The 21,317-nt window shown below is 35.7% G+C and carries 19 protein-coding genes; 13 read left to right on the top strand and 6 right to left on the bottom strand.

The genetic code is table 11. From position 1 onward, the window contains the following. Positions 1-3: 3 nt before the first annotated feature. Positions 4-939, top strand: coding sequence for a homoserine O-succinyltransferase (gene metA, locus KKG99_05395; protein ID MBU1012420.1), 936 nt, complete (start codon positions 4-6; stop codon positions 937-939). A 57-nt stretch (positions 940-996) separates the two neighbouring features. Beyond that, a complete protein-coding gene (locus KKG99_05390) occupies positions 997-1,989 on the top strand; it encodes an aspartate-semialdehyde dehydrogenase (protein ID MBU1012419.1) in 993 nt (330 codons plus the stop codon). On the opposite strand, the gene KKG99_05385 is transcribed toward KKG99_05390, so the two are convergent. Next, positions 1,979-2,635, bottom strand: a complete 657-nt coding sequence (locus tag KKG99_05385) for an aspartate kinase (protein ID MBU1012418.1) — start codon at positions 2,633-2,635, stop codon at positions 1,979-1,981. The two genes, KKG99_05390 and KKG99_05385, sit on opposite strands and share 11 nt — an antisense overlap. Before the next feature lie 124 nt (positions 2,636-2,759). On the opposite strand from KKG99_05385, the gene dapA reads away from it, so the two are divergent. From dapA to dapB, 4 genes are read left to right on the top strand one after another with little or no spacing between them, the layout of a single operon-like run. Further along, positions 2,760-3,686, top strand: a complete 927-nt coding sequence (dapA, locus tag KKG99_05380; protein ID MBU1012417.1) for a 4-hydroxy-tetrahydrodipicolinate synthase — start codon at positions 2,760-2,762, stop codon at positions 3,684-3,686. Positions 3,687-3,699: 13 nt separating this feature from the next. Continuing rightward, positions 3,700-5,028, top strand: a complete 1,329-nt coding sequence (locus KKG99_05375) for an aspartate kinase (GenBank protein ID MBU1012416.1) — start codon at positions 3,700-3,702, stop codon at positions 5,026-5,028. Then, positions 5,021-6,247: a diaminopimelate decarboxylase gene (lysA, locus tag KKG99_05370; GenBank protein MBU1012415.1), complete on the top strand. Its 1,227-nt coding sequence runs from the start codon at positions 5,021-5,023 to the stop codon at positions 6,245-6,247. The genes KKG99_05375 and lysA overlap by 8 nt, the downstream gene beginning before the upstream one ends. A 9-nt stretch (positions 6,248-6,256) precedes the next feature. Then, positions 6,257-6,982 (top strand): 4-hydroxy-tetrahydrodipicolinate reductase, encoded by a 726-nt coding sequence (dapB, locus tag KKG99_05365; GenBank protein ID MBU1012414.1) that lies wholly within the window; start codon positions 6,257-6,259, stop codon positions 6,980-6,982. Here the strand turns inward: dapB and KKG99_05360 are convergent. Continuing rightward, on the bottom strand, positions 6,979-7,317 hold the full coding sequence (locus KKG99_05360) for a cupin domain-containing protein (protein ID MBU1012413.1): 339 nt from the start codon (positions 7,315-7,317) through the stop codon (positions 6,979-6,981). The genes dapB and KKG99_05360 overlap by 4 nt on opposite strands. Positions 7,318-7,524: 207 nt before the next feature. Here KKG99_05360 and KKG99_05355 point away from each other — a divergent pair, with 207 nt between their 5' ends. Next, positions 7,525-8,691: a beta-lactamase family protein gene (locus KKG99_05355; GenBank protein ID MBU1012412.1), complete on the top strand. Its 1,167-nt coding sequence runs from the start codon at positions 7,525-7,527 to the stop codon at positions 8,689-8,691. An 810-nt stretch (positions 8,692-9,501) separates the two neighbouring features. Beyond that, positions 9,502-9,948: a helix-turn-helix domain-containing protein gene (locus KKG99_05350; GenBank protein MBU1012411.1), complete on the top strand. Its 447-nt coding sequence runs from the start codon at positions 9,502-9,504 to the stop codon at positions 9,946-9,948. Here KKG99_05350 and KKG99_05345 read toward each other — a convergent pair whose 3' ends face one another. Further along, positions 9,949-10,368, bottom strand: a complete 420-nt coding sequence (locus KKG99_05345) for a nucleoside-diphosphate kinase (GenBank protein ID MBU1012410.1) — start codon at positions 10,366-10,368, stop codon at positions 9,949-9,951. Positions 10,369-10,493: 125 nt separating this feature from the next. Here KKG99_05345 and KKG99_05340 point away from each other — a divergent pair, with 125 nt between their 5' ends. The 4 genes from KKG99_05340 to KKG99_05325 all read left to right on the top strand — a co-directional run bounded on the left by KKG99_05340 (position 10,494) and on the right by KKG99_05325 (position 13,924). Continuing rightward, complete coding sequence (locus KKG99_05340; GenBank protein MBU1012409.1) at positions 10,494-11,507, top strand: DHH family phosphoesterase; 1,014 nt, start codon at positions 10,494-10,496, stop codon at positions 11,505-11,507. 114 nt (positions 11,508-11,621) lie between these two features. Continuing rightward, positions 11,622-12,941 carry an FKBP-type peptidyl-prolyl cis-trans isomerase gene (locus KKG99_05335; GenBank protein MBU1012408.1) on the top strand — a complete coding sequence of 440 codons (1,320 nt, stop codon included), beginning with the start codon at positions 11,622-11,624 and terminating at the stop codon, positions 12,939-12,941. A 122-nt stretch (positions 12,942-13,063) separates the two neighbouring features. Beyond that, positions 13,064-13,234, top strand: a complete 171-nt coding sequence (locus KKG99_05330) for a hypothetical protein (protein ID MBU1012407.1) — start codon at positions 13,064-13,066, stop codon at positions 13,232-13,234. A 9-nt stretch (positions 13,235-13,243) separates the two neighbouring features. Beyond that, the gene (locus KKG99_05325) at positions 13,244-13,924 is read left to right on the top strand and encodes a hypothetical protein (protein ID MBU1012406.1); all 681 of its coding nucleotides are present in this window, start codon (positions 13,244-13,246) and stop codon (positions 13,922-13,924) included. A gap of 12 nt (positions 13,925-13,936) precedes the next feature. Here the strand turns inward: KKG99_05325 and KKG99_05320 are convergent, their stop codons facing one another. Further along, a complete protein-coding gene (locus KKG99_05320; protein ID MBU1012405.1) occupies positions 13,937-15,040 on the bottom strand; it encodes an iron-containing alcohol dehydrogenase in 1,104 nt (367 codons plus the stop codon). A 239-nt stretch (positions 15,041-15,279) separates the two neighbouring features. Between KKG99_05320 and KKG99_05315 the strand changes: the two genes are divergently transcribed. Continuing rightward, positions 15,280-16,425: an acyl-CoA dehydrogenase family protein gene (locus tag KKG99_05315; protein ID MBU1012404.1), complete on the top strand. Its 1,146-nt coding sequence runs from the start codon at positions 15,280-15,282 to the stop codon at positions 16,423-16,425. A 68-nt stretch (positions 16,426-16,493) separates the two neighbouring features. On the opposite strand, the gene KKG99_05310 is transcribed toward KKG99_05315, so the two are convergent. Both KKG99_05310 and KKG99_05305 read right to left on the bottom strand, forming a co-directional pair. Next, positions 16,494-18,302 (bottom strand): acyl-CoA dehydrogenase family protein, encoded by a 1,809-nt coding sequence (locus KKG99_05310; protein MBU1012403.1) that lies wholly within the window; start codon positions 18,300-18,302, stop codon positions 16,494-16,496. 203 nt (positions 18,303-18,505) lie between these two features. After that, positions 18,506-21,061, bottom strand: a complete 2,556-nt coding sequence (locus KKG99_05305; GenBank protein ID MBU1012402.1) for an ATP-dependent Clp protease ATP-binding subunit — start codon at positions 21,059-21,061, stop codon at positions 18,506-18,508. Positions 21,062-21,317: the final 256 nt, after the last annotated feature.

Here is a 21,317-nt window from a genome sequence, read left to right as displayed (position 1 = left end):
GCCATGCCTATAAAAATTCCTGATTTATTACCGGCTAAAGATATTTTGATCAGCGAAAATATCTTTGTAATGCCGGAAGAAAGAGCACTGGCGCAGGATATTCGACCGCTGAGAGTGGCAGTTTTAAATTTGATGCCACTCAAAATTGAGACAGAACTACATATTCTTCGCTTGCTCTCAAATACACCTCTTCAAGTAGAAATAGATTTGATCAAAACCAGTACTTATAATTCGAAAAATACTTCAGCCGATCATCTTAATCAGTTTTATAAAACTTTTGATGAGATCAAAAATGATAAATACGACGGCATGATCATGAGCGGAGCACCTGTTGAACAAATGGATTTTAAAGAGGTGTTGTATTGGGACGAAATGAAGGGGATTATGGATTGGGCATCTGAAAATGTGACTTCTGTACTTTATATTTGCTGGGCCGCTCAAGCCGGCCTGTATCATCATTATGGAATTCCGAAACACCGACTCGATGAAAAATTATTTGGGGTTTATAAGCATCAGGTTTGTAATCGTGAATATCCCATCATCAGAGGATTTGACGATGTTTTTTCGGTACCTCATTCGCGTAATACAGAGATTAAAAGAGCCGATATTGATAAGGTGAATGAGTTGGAAATAGTTTCAGATTCCGAAAAAGCTGGAATTTATATCGTAGCTGCTAAAAATAAAAGCAGAATTTTTGTTACAGGTCATTCTGAGTACGATCTTTTGACATTGCAAACAGAATACGAGAGGGATCTCAAAAAAGGAATGAATATAACTGTCCCTGAAAACTATTTTCCGGATGATGACCCGACAAAAAAGCCCATTGTAAATTGGAGAAGCCATGGGAGCCTTTTATTCTCAAATTGGCTCAACTATTACCTTTATCAGGAAACACCTTATGATGTGCATCAAATAAGAGGAAATAAATTTAAACAATGAACATAAAAATTAATTTCAAAATAATTTAGTTTTGCAAATCAAAAAAATAAGAAATAAATGAAAATAGCTGTAGTTGGAGCCACTGGGCTCGTCGGTAGAAAAATTTTGGAAGTAATCAATGAACGTAATATTCAATTTACCGAGTTAATTCCGGTTGCTTCAGAAAAATCAGTTGGTAAAAAAATAAATTTCAAAGGAAAAGACTGGACCATAGTTTCCATGCAGAACGCTGTTGATCAGAAACCGGATGTTGCCTTGTTTTCTGCCGGTGGTGAAACTTCCCTTAAGTGGGCAGAGGCTTTCGCAGCCAATGGAACTTTTGTAATTGATAATTCTTCTGCATGGAGAATGCATCCGGATAAAAAACTGGTGGTTCCTGAGATTAATGCCGCTGAATTAACCATCAATGATAAAATAATTGCAAATCCAAATTGCTCAACCATACAGATGGTTTTGGCTTTAGCACCTTTACATAAAAAATACAAAATCAAAAGAGTTGTTGTTTCCACCTATCAAAGCATCACAGGGTCGGGCATTTTGGCTGTAAACCAGCTCGAAAATGAACGTAATGGAATTGACGGACCGAAAAAATATCCTCACATAATCGATAAAAACTGCATCCCGCAATGCGATGATTTTAGTGAAGGGGATTATACCAAGGAAGAACTTAAACTGGTAAATGAAACTAAGAAAATTTTAGGTGATAATAGTATTCAGGTTACAGCAACAGCCGTTCGGGTTCCATTAGTTGGCGGTCATTCCGAATCAGTCAATGTCGAGTTTGAACATGAATATGAATTAGCCGACATCAGGCCATTACTTGAAAAAGAGGAGGGAATCATTGTTTTGGATGATACTAAAAGCAGTGTTTATCCAATGCCAATAAACGCGCATGAAAAGGATGAAGTTTTTGTGGGACGAATTCGAAGGGATTTTTCGCAGCCAAAATCTTTGAATCTATGGATCGTTTCTGATAATCTCAGAAAAGGAGCAGCCACCAACGCAGTTCAAATCATGGAGTATCTTTTGAAGAAGAAATTTATTGGCTAAGTTGTTTTAATACATTGAAAGTTAAAGCAGCATCATGTTCGTCAACTACAATGGTAAATTCGTTGGTGGTTGATATTAACTCAATGATATTTATTTTTTCCCAGGCTATTCTCTTAAGGATGAAATAATACAGGCCGGTCATTTTGGTGTTGTTTTCAGGAAGTCGTAAAGTAACTGACGACAAGTCAGTTATTTTTGAAACCAGACGTTCTGTTTTGAAAAGATTTTCAAGTTCACTGCTCATCGAACTGCTGATAACCATGGTTGTTTCATAAATTCCTTGCGAAAAGGTATAAAAGCATTCGCGTTTATCCTCGATGATCAGCAATAAGGATTTTTGTTTTTCAACAATTCGATCGGAGTTTTTATAGGTATAATCGGAAAGCTTGGAACGGACTGTAATTTCACCCATTTGCTGTAAAGAGTTCTTAAGTTTCACATTTAGGGAAATATCCAAATGAGAGGAATATCTTTTTAAAGCCATCAGAATGGCACCTTCTTTTACTTTTCGTCCAAGTGCGGTTTCAATTTCTGGTTGTATTTGTCGTGCCATTGCTGATAAGTTTACCAAACCTTCTGACATAACTTCTTCTAAAAAAGGTCTTTGGGCCAGTATCCGATCAACCAATTGAGATATTGTTAACATAATACTTATTTATAACATATTGTTAAATATTAAACAAATATAAAAATATTTGAACATATTTATTAAATATTTATTTAGGAAAGCGTCATCCGGTATTTTTGCCGTTTCATTAAAAACAAATAAAATGAACAGAATTTCAAATCTTAGAGGCTCAATAGTTGCATTAGTAACTCCTTTCACAGAAACAGATGATATTGATTATTTAGCACTAGACACCTTAATTACCTTTCATCTGGAAAATAATACAGATGGCATAGTTGTTTGCGGCACAACAGGCGAAGCCAGTACAATGAGTGAGCTTGAATATGCTGAAATTATTGACTTCGTGGTCAGAAGGGTTAATCATCAAATTCCCGTAATTGCCGGAACCGGTTCTAACTCAACAGCTCATACCTTGCATAATTCAAAAGTCGCAACCCTAAAAGGGGTGGATGCTTTATTGATCGTTACACCCTATTACAACAAGCCAAATCAACGGGGGATGTATGAACATTACAAGTATATTGCTGAAAATGTTGATCTCCCAATCATTCTTTACAATGTTCCGGGCAGAACCGGAAGTAATCTTTCACCAAATTTGGTACTGAGGTTGGCGAATGATTTTCCAAATATTGTGGCAATTAAGGAAGCATCGGGAAATATCGGACAGGTTATGGATATTATCAATCAACGACCCAAGGGCTTTATGGCTTATTCAGGAGATGATGCCCTTGCCATGCCAATGATCGCATTAGGAGCAGAAGGATGTATTTCGGTTGCTGCAAATGTATTTCCAAGAAAATTCAGCGAATTAATGCATGCTTGCTTAAATAACGATATTGAACGGGCAAGGGAACTCCAATACCGATATTTAAATTTAATGAACCTGAACTTTATTGAATCGAATCCAATACCAGCCAAAACTGCGCTGTATTTGATGGGAATGATCCAAAACAGGTTTAGGTTGCCTTTGGCTCCTTTATCTTCAGAAGAAAGCTTAAGAATATATACTGCAGAACTACAACGACTTGCATTGATAAATGCTGAAGTATTAACTCCACAAACTAATTAGCAAAAGTATTGAGATGAGAGTATGTAAATTTGGAGGCACCTCGGTTGGATCAGCACAGCGTTTGCGGGAAGTTGCAGATATTATTCAGAAAAACCAAAAAGCCATCATTGTTTTATCAGCCATGTCGGGAACAACCAATGCACTTGTTAAGGTGGCTGAATTTATGAAAAGAGAAGAAACTTACATTGCAACGGGATTAATTCAGGTGTTGAAATCAAAATATCTTTTTGAGTCAAATGAACTGCTTGCTGATTTTAATTGTGCTAATTTTTTGGATGAATGGATCGAAGATTTTTTTAATCATATCATTCAATTGGCAAAACAAGACTATTCTTTAGAAATCGAAAAGGAATTATTGGTTCAGGGTGAGTTTGTTACCACTCACATTTTTACTACCTATTTAGATATGATGGGTTTGAAGGTTGAAAATATTTCAGCCTTACAATTTATGAGAACCGACAGAAATGCCGAGCCTGATCAATATTATATTGCTGAAAATTTGATCGAAATACTGGATCAATATCCGGATACCCGATTTTTTATAACCCAGGGCTATGTGTGTAAAAATGTTCAGGGCAAAATTGACAACCTGGGCAGGGGAGGCAGCGATTATTCTGCAACAATTATTGGTGCAGCCATTGATGCAGAAGATGTTCAAATCTGGACCGACATTGATGGTATGCATAATAATGATCCAAGGTATGTTGAATCAACGCAATCTATCGAACAACTTTCATACAGCGAAGCAGAAGAATTGGCCTATTTTGGCGCTAAGATTCTTCATCCAACTTGTATTTTGCCTGTTCGTCAGCATCAAATTCCCATCTTCATAAAAAATACGATGGCTCCTGATGCCATTGGAACAAGAATAGGAAATGATCAAATTGAAGGGGGTGCAAAGGCAGTAGCTGCAAAAGATGGAATTATTGCCATAAAAATAAAATCAGCTCGCATGTTGATGGCTTATGGTTTTTTACGACGGGTTTTTGAGATATTTGAAGATTACAAAACACCCATCGATATGGTCACCACTTCTGAAGTAGCCGTTTCGATGACCATTGATAACGATCAGTATTTAAATGAGATAGTTAGTAAATTAAAAAAATTGGGAGAAGTGACCGTAACAATGAATCAGAGCATCATTTGTGTTGTCGGGAACTTTCATGCGGACACAAAGGGAATGATTGGTTTGGTTGGAACCGGACTGAAAAATATCCCCATTCGAATGATTTCATTTGGCGCAAGCAACAGTAATATCACCTTATTAATAGATACCAATAACAAATCAGAAGCTTTAAATTATTTAAGTGAATCACTTTTTAAAACAGCCGTTTATGTTTAACAACGAATTAATCAAAAAATTTCAGGATACACCCACACCGTTTTATTTTTACGATTTAGATCAGTTGGAACAAACGATCTTACGCTTAAAAAGCCTTGTTTTTCATAATAACTATCAAATACACTACGCCTTAAAAGCAAATGTAAACGAGCCTATATTACAAATGATTAGGAAACATGGTTTTGGAGCCGACTGTGTAAGCGGAAATGAGATACTGCAAGCAATCCGCTTGGGTTTTGATCCTCAAAAAATTGTATTTGCAGGAGTTGGAAAATCAGATGAGGAAATTTGTTTGGCACTGGATCACAATATCGGAGTTTTTAATTGTGAATCCTTACAGGAAGTCAGAATAATCAACGAAATTGCACTAGAGCGGGATAAGGTGGCTAATATTGCAATTCGCATCAATCCTAATGTTGAAGCGAAAACACATCATTACATCACTACCGGAATGCAAACCAATAAATTTGGATTCAGTCAGGAAGAGCTTGATGAATTAATAGCTTCTATTTTTGATTTTAAAGCAATTGAAATAACCGGATTACACTTTCATATTGGTTCTCAAATTACGGATATAAATGTTTTCAAAAAATTATGTTTGAGGGTAAATGAAATTCAGGACTGGTTTAATTCAAAAGGATTTATTTTTGACCACATCAATTTAGGGGGCGGTTTAGGTATTGATTATCAAAATCCTGATAAAAATCCCATCCCAGATTTTGAAAAACTCATCCAAACCATTGAACAAAATTTGATAGTGCGTTCAGGTCAGGAAGTTCATTTGGAGCCGGGCAGATCAATCGTTGGCCAATGTGGTAATTTAATTACGAAAGTATTGTATGTTAAAAATGGCGGCACTAAAAAGTTTGCGGTTGTAGATGCCGGATTTACTGAACTTATTCGTCCTGCATTGTATCAGGCTTATCACAAAATCCAAAACATTTCTTCAAATTCGGAACCTGCAACCTACGATATAGTAGGTCCGCTTTGCGAATCGACAGATAGCTTTGGAAGCGGAATCGATTTGCCTGAAACTAAAAGGGGCGATTTAATCGTTTTGAGATCGGCAGGTGCTTATGGTGAGGTGATGACGTCATACTATAATTTACGAAACAAGGTAAAATCCTATTATTCTTCCGATCTCACGGAACAAGGAATTGCAGACTACTGCAGTACACACCTGGAAGACGTTCCCATGGAAATTAATATGCACCCATAAAAACTTGAAATGAATATTGCAATTATTGGATATGGCCGCATGGGTCACGAAATTGAGCGGGTTTTAGTGGATCGTGGGCATCAAATTAAATTTATCATCGATCAGGATAATTTTGAAGAAATTCACGACCTGAATACTGAGCAGGTTGATGTTGCCATTGAATTCACGAATCCGACTTCTGCATACGCAAATATTCTGCATTGTTTTAATGCAAATATTCCTGTAATAAGCGGAACAACCGGCTGGACCGATAAATTGGCTAAACTGAAACAAATCAGTATCAGTGAGAATAAGGGATTTTTGTATGCATCTAATTTTAGTGTGGGTGTAAATGTATTATTTGCTTTGAATAAAATGTTGGCAAAAATCATGAACACTTTTCCGGCTTACAGTGTTGCTATTGAGGAGATCCATCATACCAAAAAACTGGACAGCCCCAGTGGGACAGCCATTACGCTCGCACAAGGCATTATCAATAATATCGATCGCTTGAATAGTTGGAATCTCGCCGATCATTCTACAAATGATATTCTTGGAATTAATGCAATCAGAAGGGGAGAAGTCCCCGGAATTCATGAAATAAAATATGAATCTTCATTTGACACGCTAGAGTTATCACATTCGGCGAAAAGCAGGGAAGGATTTGTATTGGGTGCCGTTTTAGCAGCCGAATTTATGCAAAACAAAAAAGGTTTTTTTGAAATGAATGACGTTCTACACCTCAAATCATTTTAACCTATCACCTCCAACTTTTTAAACTCTTCCCGAACCGGTGTAAAACAATCAATGACAAAACACTCGGTCAGTGCCTCAATTTTATGAGGAACATTTGAAGGAATATGAGCAGCCATTCCATGTTCCAAAATCTGAGTTTCATCACCAATTGTGAACGACAATCTGCCTTCCAATAAATGGGTCCATTGCTCATGCGGATGCGAATGGGGTTGCAAAACGGTCCCTTTTTTAATTCTTAAGCGGGCAAAGGTCATTGAGTCCGAATGAGCTACAGTTCCTGTGATACCGTCCCATACCTTAACTCTTTTTATATTGTTGAAATTGATAAATGGCATATTGTATTTTTTTTACGAAATTATATTTTTTTCAATTATTTAATAAATAATAAAACAATTATTTTTTCTCTTTATCGGGAAGTTAAATTATTGGTGGGATTAATTTTGATCCTTGTCGATAACCCGTCAATCTGCTTTTTTATTAGTTGAATTCAATTTATATTTACTTACTTATTCATAAACCTCAAATTCAACTTCATCATGCAAATGTTAATCAAAAAACTAAGGTTCCAGTCCTTCATCCTGACAGGAGTATTCTTATTCATCTTTTCAACTCTCAACGCACAAAAACTTTATTATCCTGAAAAGAACAAAACCTGGGAAACCAAGAGCCCAAAGGAAGTTGGAATCAACCCTGCAAAACTTGATGAGGCAGTTTCATTCGCTAAGGCCAACGAATATTCCGGAAATGTGGATTTGCGAATTGCCATTTACGAATCATTTAAAAACGAGCCTTTTATCAACATCGTTGGCCCAACTAAACACCGAGGAGGTCCTGCCGGAATTATCATAAAAAATGGCTACATCATTGCTCAATGGGGCGATGTGGATAGGGTTGACATGACTTTTAGTGTAACCAAAAGCTACCTTTCAACCGTTGCAGGTTTGGCTATCGGCGATGGTTTAATCCAAAATGTAAACGATAAAGTGATTGATTATGTATGGGATGAAACTTTTCAGGGTGAACATAACTCGAAGATCACCTGGGATTATTTGTTGACACAGTCTTCCGATTGGTCGGGTACTTTGTTTGGCCAGCATGATTGGGCCGATCGCCCACCACGTGAAGGAGGAATTGATGATTGGAGATACAGAAAATTAAACGAACCCGGAACGGTTTATAAATACAACGATGTCCGCGTGAATGCAACCGCTTATGCATTGTTGCAAGTTTGGCGTAAACCTTTACCACAAGTATTAAAAGAGCGAATCATGGATCCGATAGGTGCTTCCTCAACCTGGCGATGGTTCGGTTACGAAACTTCATGGGTAAACGTGGATGGGATCAAGGTGCAATCGGTAAGTGGGGGAGGCCATACCGGCGGCGGACTTTTTATCAATACCCTCGATCATGCCAAATTTGGCTTACTCTTTTTGAGGGAAGGCAATTGGCAGGGCAAACAACTCATTTCCAAAGCATGGGTAAAAGCCGTTCAGCAGCCTTCAAAAGCTTATGGAAGTTATGGTTACATGTGGTGGTTAAACCAGGGCCCACGGAGTATGGAAGGGGTGCCGGCCAATATTTATTATGCCTCCGGTTTTGGCGGAAATAATATTATTATTGACGAGAAAAACGATATTGTAATTGTGACCCGTTGGCTTGAACCTAGTAAATTGGGGCAGTTTTTGAAGATTATATATGAAGGTATATAAATAGAAAATATTTTCAGAGAGAGTCATCAGTTTCCCTGCTAGCGCTAGCAGGCCTGTCAGACAGCCATGCAGGCTGGTTGTCCATGCTTCGATTTATAAGATTATTAATTGTACCCTTCATTATATTCTGCTTCGCAGAACACTCAGGGTGCATCTTAAGTAGGGCATTGAGTTTTTCATGAAGTGAAAAGCTTGAACTGAACTTGTTGAAGTATATCGAAATGCCCCAGCTAGGCGGAATATAAAAAGGTAAAGCTAAGCGTCATATGTAATGGCGCTTTTTTTATTCGTGAAACTCAGATTTCAAAAACGAATTGCATTGAAATCTGTAAGATGAACGAATCCCGATAGCGCAGCGTATCGGGATAAATGATTTCCTTTCAATAATCGGGCTGTATCTAAAGAAACCATAATAATTAGTTTACATTTGTGACACATGTCAATTAACGGTATTATAATGCTAATTATCAATTAGCTAATACACATATTACATTTGTAAAGTTTTTAATTGAATTAACCAGTTAGTCAATATTTGTGAATTTTCACAATATTACAATTAATTATCAATAATATAAATTTATATAGTCTAAATAACAACGATTTAAACATTAAATCTAAAGTAACACTTTATTATAACATCAAATTTTGTTTTAATTTTTAACAAAGGATTAATTGATTGTATAATAGTTTGTTAAGTGTAAATTATGAATGTGATAAGCGCTTGATAAATATGATAACATATGTAATATTTAAAAATTACATATGTTATAGTAATTATTGTTACATTTGTATAATAAATTCACCTGTCTCATGACTGATCGGATCAATAAAATACTTAGATTTTATAAAATTAATTCATCAAAATTTGCTGAAGAAATCGGAGTTCAGAAATCCAGTATTTCACATGTGCTGTCAGGCAGAAATAAACCAAGCCTGGATTTTATCCAAAAATTATTAAAAGTATATCCTGATATTAACGCAGATTGGTTAATAATGGGTAAAGGTAAAATGCTTATTGAAGAAAATGACACCAATCTATTTAGTGGTCATGAAAAGCAAAAAGAAGTTGTTCCGATAATTAAAGAAGAAAAGAATGATTCTGAAAAAATATTGTTGGAGCCGACAGAAAATAAAGCAAAAACAATTGGAAAACAGCCTATTACTAATAGAATTCCTTCTAATTCAAATAAACAAGCCAGTAAGATCGTGATATTCTATTCAGATAATACTTTTAAAGAATTCCTGCCTGAGGAATAATTAAAACTTTTCAATATCAGAAAAGAAGAAATTCCCTTCTATTACAGCATTTTCATCACTGTCAGAGCCATGAACGGCATTTTCCTGTAGAGAGGTAGCAAATAGCTTTCTGATGGTTCCTTCTTTGGCATTTGCAGGATTGGTGGCACCAATTAATTCTCTGTACGCATTTACAGCATCATCCTTTTCTATGATGGCAGCTACAATGGGGCCGGATGACATAAAAGTACACAAATCGGCATAAAATGGTTTCTCTTTATGAATGGCATAAAATTGTTGAGCCTGATCCTTCGAAAGCTTTAAAAATTTCATTGAAATGATTTTGAAACCTGCATCATTAATTATGGCCAAAATCGAGCCGATATGACCTTTTTTTACCGCTGTGGGCTTAATCATCGTAAAAGTTCTATTTCCTCTCATGATACTGTAAACATTAATATGTAAGAGCAAAAATAGGAATAATTTATTTCAGAAAATAATATAATATTTTGTAGTATTTTTACACAAATTCTAAAGTAAACCTTTACCTTTTTTAATAATTTATCTTGACATACAACGATTTAGATAAAATAATCGGCCATTTAGCCGGCACAACAGGAAAAATTGTAATTACAAGCCATAAAAATCCTGACGGAGACGCCATTGGATCCTCATTAGCATTATATGAGTACCTGAAATTAAAAGAACATAATGTCAGTGTTATCATTCCCAATGCTTTTCCCGCATTTTTAAACTGGTTGACAAATAGTGATGAGATAATTATCTATCAGGATGATGCAAAAAAAGCACAAAAATTAATCGATGAAGCTGAAACTATCTTCTCATTGGATTATAATGCATTATACCGAACAGGCGATATGAAAAGTGTTCTGGAACAATTCAACGGAACAAAAATCCTGATTGATCATCATTTAGAACCTGATACAAATTTTGAGTTGATTTACTCAACGATAGAAACATCATCAACCTCCGAATTAATATATGATCTCATCGCGCAAGCCGGTGATACAGGATTAATTAATATGAATATTGCTGAAGCGATATATGTTGGGATAATGACTGATACAGGAAGTTTTAGCTATTCTTGTAACCGACCTAAGACATATCATATTACGGGGGCTTTAATCGAAGCAGGAGTCGATGGTGAGCGCATTCATAGGTTAGTTTATGACACATTTTCAGAAGATAGGCTTAATTTGCTTGGTTTTTGTTTGAATGAACGACTTGTTGTACGTGCTGATTTAGGTATCGCCTATATCTATTTGTATAAGAAAGATTTAAATAAGTTTAATCATCAGGTAGGCGATACTGAAGGGATTGTTAATTATGCACTTTCGATAGATAAAGTTAATGTGGCAATATTATTGACTGAACGCGATAAGTTAATTCGTATTTCATTTCGTTCAAAAAATGATTTTTCGGTTAATGAATTTGCACGAAAATACTTTGAAGGGGGCGGGCATCAGAAAGCCGCAGGAGGAAATTCGTATGAATCAATGGATAAAACCATAGAAAGGATGATCAAACTATTTGAAAATCATAAAGATGAAATACTTTAATTATTTGTTTAAAACAGTTCATCCAGTCTTAGGCAACAAATATTAATTTTATTATCTTCGCACGTTCAGAATGAGTTCAAAATACATTTAATTCTTACAATCAATTATAAACAAATGATACAAAAAAAATTAGTACTCGTCCTTTCACTTATGATAGCTTTTTTAGCTGTATCCTGTAACTCACAGTTTAAAGGCTATAAAAAAACAAGTTCCGGCATATATTATAAGTTTTTCGAAAAAATCGGTTCCTTATCTCCTAAAGCCGGAGATGTTGTCACACTGGGAATGTCATACAAAGTAGGCGATAGTATGCTTTTTAACAGTAATGAAAACCCACAGGCATTTCAACTCATTTTGCAGGAGCCACAATATGCCGGAGATGTTTATGAGTGTATAGCCATGATGGCGATCGGCGATAGTGCTGAATTTGCGATAAAAGCAGATTCATTTTTCTATATTACCGCTGGAGCCCCTAGTTTACCTTCATATGTTGATAGTTCAAGTTATATCTACTTCAATATAAAAATGAAAAAATTTCAGACCAGAGAAGAAGCAGATATGGAAAAGGAAGCTGAAATGGAAGCAATTCGTAATAAAGAGCCCGGATTAATTGAAGAGTATATAAAAGCGAATTATATTACTATCCAACCTGATGAAGAAGGTTTATACTTCATTCAAACCAAAAAAGGAACCGGCAAAAAAGTAGCAAATGGTTTAATTATACTTATTAATTATACTCTAAAGTTTACAAGTGGAGATACCTTATTCACAACCTATACCAAAGGTGAATTAATTGATTTTGAATATGGAACCCAATTTGACACAAAAGGCTTTAATAAAGGCATTGGACAAATGAGAGTAGGTGAAAAAGCAACCTTCATTGTTCCTTCAAGTTTAGCTTTTGGTGCAGAAGGAGCCGGTGATCAATTAGGCCCATACACACCACTTGTTTATGATATTGAGGTCGTTGACATTAAAGACAAGGCTGTGTTCCAAAAAGAGAAAGCTGCTAAAGATGAAGCTCAAAATAAGAAGTTGTCAGATGATGAACAAGCAGCAATTCAAAAATATTTAAGTGATAAAAAATATATCGTGAGTCCTACTGAGAGTGGTTTATATTTTATTGAAACTTTAGCAGGATCGGGAGAAATCCCAATAAGTGGTGATAAAGTTAAAGTAAACTATACCCTGACCACACTCAATAATGATACGATTGATTCGTCCGTTACAAGAAATGAACCTCTGGAATTTACTGTTGATAAACCGGGAATCATACAAGGATGGCATGAGGCTATTAAATTAATGCGCGTTGGCGGCAAAGCAATTTGGTTGGTTCCATCAAAATTGGCATACGGACCAGCAGGAAGACCTCCTATGATTCAACCATTTGCACCATTATTATTTGAAGTTGAATTTTTGGAAAGAGTGAAATAAACTTTTATAGCTTATAACAAAAGAGGAATTTATCCCGATAAGGAAAGATTCCTCTTTTTGTTTTACCACTTGTTCTGTTATTTTATACGATCAATTTTTATTAGTTTTGTCAAAAAAAGCAAATGATGATACTCCAGCTTTTTATCTTTTCAATTTTATTTTTTATCATCGGAATTATCATGTTCGTGAAAAAGAAAAAAGCACTCGGATATCTTTTCTTATTCATAGGTATCATGGGTATCCTGTTGGCTATTGTGGTCGTTAACCTTTATCCTTATACCATTCCTTTTTAGATTATAACTATGAAAAACTATTTATTATACTTCTTTTTACTATTTAGCTTCTCTGCATTTAGTCAGAATAATAAATTTTCCATTGATGTGAGTAGTGGCTTATCACTGCCAATCGATAAATATAGTGGGCAAATATTGAATGAAGGAAGTTTTACAAAACCCGGAGGGAATGTACTTTTAAATATTAATTGGTTGGCAAGGCCACCTTTTGGTTTGAGAATTTCGGTTGGAGGATCAATTCATCCTGTTGATGTCGCGAGTTTGGGATGGGTCAAAGTAGCTTCAGATCCTTTTCTTTCAGATATTAGCATTCGTTCCGATCCATATCTTCCGCTTACTGCGATGGGTGGAGTTTTTTATGAAAAAGCCATTCTCCAAAAAATTAAACTACAAGGAGGTGTAAATGCCGGCATGATGAATATTCAAACTCCTTACCAGTTGAATAAACCAAAGTATTTTTTATTTGGACCGGAATATTTCGAAATTACTTCAGCCATAGATTATACATTCGTATATCAAATCTCACTCGATTTAGAATATGAAATAAGGGAGGGGTGGAGCTTGATTGTGCATTCATCCTATAATCATGCAAATGCTGAATTTACATTTTGGACAGCCAATGATATTAGAGTTGACAAAAGACCAATTTCATACATTCTTGCGAATTTCGGATTTCGTTTAAAGTTATAATCTTCAAAATAATTATAGGGAATCATAATAAAGATTACGAACGATATTACGATCAATATTACCTGGTGTAATTTTGATGTCGCCCTTATGTATTGTCTTTTCAATAAATAAGTCAATTTCTTCTTCGTTTACTCCATAATCGCTTAACTTAGGCGAAATACCGAGGGTTTTCAAAAATTCTGATAATCCTCCTCCTAAATTAAATATTGATTTCAGATTTCTTACTTTTTGTTCCGATTCCTCAATTTTCTCTAAGAAATCGAGAAATGCCGGAAGAGTTAATATACTTGCTTTACCATGCGGTATTTGATGAAAAACAGTTAACGGATAGCCCATAATGTGAGGCAAAATAGTACTGGCATGAGTAATAGCAATACCAGCCAATACAGAAGCATAGGCCATTAAATTAATGGCGGATAGATTTCCTTTTACTGCCAAAGGTAAATTTGAAATTACAAGTCTGACGCTTTCTAAAGCAATTTGATCATTTAGCATATTGGAATCTAATGAGAGATAGGCTTCTGAAGCATGAGCAAGCACATCCAACCCGGTATTTATTCTAACGCTTTCAGGCATAGAATAAGTTAGCTCCGGATCAATAACGGAAATTAACGGGAAAATGCTTGGATGTGAATATCCTTTCTTTGATTCATCAACTTTATCGGTAAAAACAGCAAAAGGTGTCACTTCGCTTCCGGTACCTGAAGTGGTTGGTATACAAATGAAGGGCAAAGGTTGATTTATTGGAACTTCTCCGTTTAGGAATGATTCAAAACGCACATCATTTGTCACAGTTAAAGCAATTCCCTTAGCTGCATCCATACTTGAACCACCGCCAATACCGAGTATCAAATCGATAAAATGTTTCTTGGCAAAATCAGCTCCAATATCCACCGATTCAATGGATGGGTTTTCTTCAATTTGATCAAAGACAAAAACATTGTAATTTGATAACAGCATTCTTATATGATTTATAATACCTGTGTTTCGATGTAAATTTTGATCCGTAACAATTAAAATTGAAGTAGTTGAATCTGGGATTTCTAATGGCAGCATAGAAATATTACCAGTCCCGAAAATTATTTTTGTTGGGATGTGAAACGAAAAATTTTGCATTATCTTAATAATTAAATAGATTTCAATTTATTGTACAATTTTAGAGCTTAAATTTAGCTTATAATTATATATCATCGTTGTATTATGACAGTTTTCAACACTTAATTTTATTCATATATCGATATTTTGATAAATTTATTTATATTTGTTAACAAGGTAACAACTGGCATTAACAGGTGCATAAGATTATCTGTTTTATACTAAAATAAATCAAAATTAACCTATAATTCTTTTTAAAAATGATAGATTTTTCATTAACAAATGAACAGCAGCAAATCGTTGAGAAATACCGTGAATTTGCCGATAGAGTAATCAGGCCTGAGCGTCTTAAGTATGATAAGTTAGCGGAATTTCCGTGGGATATTGTTAAGAAAGCATATGGCGAAGGGATCATGAACGGCCCTATGCCTAAAAAATTTGGTGGAAATGGATTTAATATTTTTGATAGTGCATTGGCTTCCGAAGAATTAGGTGCGGCTTGTATCGGAATCGGAATTTGTATTGATGCAAATACCTTAGCTTTAACTCCAATGTTATTGGCTGCCAACGAGCAACAACAGAACAAGTTTTTCGGACAAATTGTTGAAGAAAAGGCGGTTGCGGCTTATTGTTTAACCGAACCTAATGCCGGATCTGATGTTCAGGGCATTAAATCCACGGCAATACTTCATGGTGATAAATATATACTGAACGGTCATAAACGGTTTATAACCAATGGTGAGGTTGCTTCATTTTTCACTGTTTTTGCGCAAACCGATCCTGAAAAAGGATCAAGAAGTTTAACTGCTTTTGTGGTTCCTTCTAATTTACCGGGTATAGAGATCAAACCTCATTTAGAAAAAATGGGACAAAAAGCTTCTGTTCAAAATGAAATTATTTTTACTGATGTTGAGGTTCCTATAGAGAACAGGTTGGGATTAGAAGGACACGGCTTTTTATTTGCCATGAAAACTTTTGATCGTACTCGTACCGGTGTTGCTGCGTTGAGTGTTGGTGCAGCGCGTGAAGCCTACGAAATTTCAAGAGATTGGTCGAAAAAAAGAATTCAATTTGGCAAACCCATTGCATCTAATCAGGCTATAGGATTTATGTTAGCCGACATGGCTACTTCGCTTGAAGCTGCGCGAATGGTAACTTGGAAAGCCGCATGGGAATATGATAACGGTGTAAGATCTGCATCTAAATTATCCGCAATGTCAAAACTTTATGCTTCTGATGCAGCTATGGAAATTGCAACAAATGCAGTTCAGGTAATGGGAGGGGATGGATATTCTACTGAATTTGGTGTAGAAAAAATCATGCGAGATGTGAAACTTTGTCAGATTTACGAAGGGACTAATCAGGTTCAACGTATTGTAATTTCAAAAGCAATTTTAAAATTGTGATGATAATATGTGAATAAAAAAATCCCCTCGATCATATCGGGGGGATTTTTTTATGAGATTTGGTAAGCTTAGAATTTATAACAGTTATCGTCGATGAGCTTTAAAGCAATTGCTTTTCGCGCCTCTTTAACATTTACAGGTGCTACCCGTGTGAATTTAGCAAGTGCATTTAATAGCAATTGCTGCTGTTTTCCTGTTGTAAATGAATTAATGGCATCGGCTCCGGCTTTATAAATACGATCGGCAGCATCATAAACATTTACATCTAATATGAGTTTATTAAGGTTTAATTTTCCATTGCTGTCACCATTATCATCACTGTCTTCTTTCATTTTTTCAAATTTCTCTACTCTTAACATGGTAGATTCGCATCCGTAAAGTTGAATAATCATATCTGAAATATTCATCCAAATTTCTTGTTCCTGATCAAACTTACGTTTGAAATGCTCGGAAGAAACTCCCAATACCATTAAAACAGCGTCCTTAAAGTTTTTAATATATCCCCGTTTTTCCTCAAAATAATTTTGAATGACAAATTCATGGCTAACAGTATCGTTTAAAGCTTCAACTACTTTTTTTGCTTCTTCGAATAAATTAATTTCGCCTTTCATCGATCTTTTCAAAACGGTATCAACAATCAACAAACGGTTAATTTCATTGGTTCCCTCAAAAATCCGGTTGATTCTTGAATCACGATAAGCTTTATCAACAGGTCCTTCAGCAGAATATCCCATCCCGCCAAAAACCTGAACAGCTTCATCAACAACATAATCCAGTGCTTCTGAACCTAATACTTTTAACAATGCACATTCTATTGCAAATTGAGCGGTTCCTTTGATGTTTGCTTCTCCATATGCCATTCCTTCAGCTTTGTAAGCTTCAATTGTATCATTTACATCTTTACTGGCACGATAAACCGTAGATTCGGTAACAAAGGTTTGGATTACCTGTTCGGCAAGTTTATGTTGTATCGCTCCAAAATTAGAAATTGGTTGCGAAAACTGTTTACGTTCATTGGCATATTTTACCGAGTGATTGATTGCGCTTTTGGCAGCTCCAATAACGGTAGCTCCCAATTTAATTCTTCCAATATGTAGAATATTTAATGCGATACGGAATCCTTCACCTCTTTTTCCGAGAAGGTTTTCAACAGGAACCTTGACATCATTGTAAAATATCTGGGTAGTAGATGAACCTTTAATCCCCATTTTTTTTTCTTCCGGGTTAATAACTACACCTTCCCAAGCTCTTTCGACAATAAAAGCACTTAAAACCCGATCGTTATCAATTTTCGCAAAAACAGTTTGAACATCAGCAAATCCACCATTGGTGATCCACATTTTCTGGCCATTTAAAATATAGTGTTTTCCATCTTCAGATAATACGGCTCTTGTAGTTCCTGAATTTGCATCAGATCCTGCTCCTGGTTCAGTCAAACAATAAGAGGCTTTTAATTCACCACTGGCTAATTGAGGTACATATTTTTGTTTTTGTTCTTCATTACCGTAATAAAGAATAGGTAAGGTCCCAATACCTGTGTGGCACATAAATGCAACCGAAAATGAATTGGCAGCGCCCATGGCTTCATTAGCTCTCATATTTGTAATAAAGCTTTGATTAAATCCATTATATTCTTCAGGTACTGAAATTCCGAGCAGTCCCAGTTCTCCTGCTTTTGCCAATAAACCAGGCATTAAACCAGCTTCTTTTTCATCAATACGATCAAGATTAGGATAGATCTCTGCTTCTAAAAAATCTTCACAGGTTTGAACAATCATACGTTGTTCTTCATCAAATTCTTCAGGAATAAAAGTTTCATTAGCTTGGGCTTCCGTCAATAAAAATTCACCCCCTTTGATTAGTTGATCATTTGCCATTTTAAGGTGTTTTAATTAGTTGAATTATTAATATGAATATCGTAAAATTTTAAAAAGCGCAAATATAATGATCAAGAATATAAGAAGCAAAATTTTAAAATATTCATATTCAAACGAATAGACAAAATATATCTTGTTCCTGGACCAAAACAGGGTTAGAGACTTAATAAGACGACATTTTAAATTATGAAAAACTTAAGAACCTATTTACTTTTGACTTGTTTTGCCGGCAATTTAGGCTTGCTTATTTTAATGAAAATTTCCTTCTTTTTCTCGCTGTAATCCACATTGATTATATCGCCTTCAACCATCTTAATTTTGATGATTTCTTCCGCTAATGGATCCTCGATATGCTTTTGAATAGCTCTTTTTAGAGGTCGGGCGCCAAATTGCGCATCCCATCCTTTTTCCGCGATAAAATCTTTCGCTGCTGATGAAACCTTCATTTGATAACCTAAATCATAAACGCGTGTTAGAAGGTTTTTCAATTCAATATCGATGATTTTATGAATGTCTTCACGTTCTAATTTCTCGAAAATAATAACATCATCGATCCTGTTTAAAAATTCAGGTGCAAAAGCACGTTTAAGCGCATTTTCAATGACACCTGTTGCATAATTTGCTTTTGAAGCATTTTTTGCAGCTGTAGAAAACCCAACACCGGTGCCGAAATCTTTAAGTTGACGCGATCCAATGTTTGAAGTCATGATGATGATGGTATTTTTGAAATCAATTTTTCTGCCAAGACTATCTGTCAATACGCCATCATCCAATACTTGAAGTAATAAATGGAACACATCCGGATGAGCTTTTTCAATTTCATCAAGTAATACTATTGAGTAGGGCTTACGCCTAACTTTTTCGGTCAATTGTCCGCCTTCTTCATAACCTACGTATCCGGGAGGAGCCCCGACAAGACGTGAAACGGCAAATTTCTCCATATATTCACTCATGTCGACACGAACGAGGGCGTCTTCGGAGTCAAAAAGAAATTGCGCCAATACTTTCGCCAAATATGTTTTCCCGACCCCGGTTGGTCCCAGGAATACAAATGTTCCAATAGGTTTATTCGGATCTTTCAGTCCTGCCCGATTTCTTCGGATTGCTTTAGCTACTTTTTTAATAGCTTCACTTTGTCCAATTACAGAATCCGCAAGCTCCGTTTCCATGTTTATGAGTCTGTCGCCTTCATTTTGCGCAATCCGCTGCACGGGCACACCTGTCATCATGGCAATAACTTCCGCAACATTTTCTTCCTGAACGGTTTCGCGATGAATTTTGGATTCTTCCTCCCATCTTTTCTTTTCATCTTCAAGTTGCGATTGTAACTTCTTCTCTAAATCACGAAATTCGGCAGCCTCCTCAAATTTTTGGCTGTTAATTGCCTTTGTTTTCTTGAGCCTTGTTTCTTCAATCCGGCTTTCAATATTAATGATTTCAACAGGAACATGGATATTTGTGATGTGAACTCGCGAACCTGCTTCATCTAAAGCATCAATTGCTTTATCTGGCAGAAAACGATCACTGATATATCTTGTTGTTAAAGTTACACAGGCTTTAATTGCTTCAGGGGTATATGTAACAAGATGATGGTCCTCGTATTTTTCCTTTATGTTATTGAGGATTTCAACTGTTTCTTCCGGAGTTGTCGGGTCAATCAGAACCTTCTGAAATCTACGTTCAAGTGCCCCGTCTTTTTCGATATATTGCCTGTATTCATTCAGGGTTGTCGCACCTATACATTGAATTTCTCCACGTGCAAGAGCCGGCTTAAACATGTTAGAAGCATCCAATGCACCTGATGCATTTCCTGCTCCAACGATGGTATGGATTTCATCAATGAAAATGATGATGTTCGGATTTTTTTCCAGTTCGTTTAAAACGGCCTTCATTCGTTCTTCAAATTGGCCACGATACTTGGTACCGGCAACCAGAGATGCGAGATCCAACGTAATTACCCTTTTATTAAATAAGGCCCTTGATACCTTACGATTAATTATCCGTAAAGCTAATCCTTCTGCAATAGCAGATTTGCCAACACCCGGCTCACCTATTAATATGGGGTTATTTTTCTTTCTTCTGCTTAATATCTGTGCAATACGTTCTAATTCTTTCTCCCTGCCAACAATTGGATCAAGCCTGTTTTCTTCAGCGGCAAGCGTTAAATCATGTCCGAAATTATCCAATACCGGAGTTTTGGATTTTGAATCCTGAACTTTTTTTGTACTTCCACCACCGTAACTTTTACCAATATCATCATAATCGTCGTCGGTTGGATCATTTGGGATTTCAGCACTTGGTGTAATTTCCGTGTCTTCATTTTTCATTGTCAATGCTTTGACCTCATCTTTAACGGACTCATAATCAATGCCTCGTTTCTTGAGTGAACGGGTAACTAAATTGTCTTCATCCTTTAATATAGCAAGCATTAGATGTTCAGTACCAATTAATTCACTGTTAAAAAGCTTAGCTTCAAGATAGGTAATTTTCAAAGCTCTTTCCGCTTGTTTAATTAATGGTATATTTTCGGGTTTCTTATAAGATTTTTCAGCATTTCTAATGGAAGCCTCAATAGTTCTTCTGATTTCGTCTATATCTGCCCCAAAATATTTAAGTATTTGTATTGCCATCCCATTGCCTTCCCTGATAATTCCCAGTAAAAGATGTTCAAGTCCTATGTAACTGTTTCCTAGCCGGATGGCTTCTTCACGACTAAAGGTCAAAACATTTTTTACTCTCTGTGAAAACTTCGCTTCCATATATGCTGTTTTATTCAAAATTATTACAAAAATAATCAATATCTGTCTAATATGGTCAATCAATAATAATGCCACTAAAAAACCAGAAGCATTAATCTTAAATTACATCATGAAACAAGCTTCTCAGCAACTGAAATTCAGCTTTTTAGACTTATCTAAAAATAAGTGCTTCTGGATAGTATAAAATCAGATCGGACAATTATTATCAACATGCAAGTGTTAGTAATAAAAAGTGCTTAAAAAACTGGGAGCTAAC

The organism is Bacteroidota bacterium (genome assembly GCA_018816945.1).
GTDB lineage: Bacteria > Bacteroidota > Bacteroidia > Bacteroidales.
Note: the sequence above shows the minus strand (reverse complement) of the source record. Positions and strands in the feature narration are given on the sequence as shown.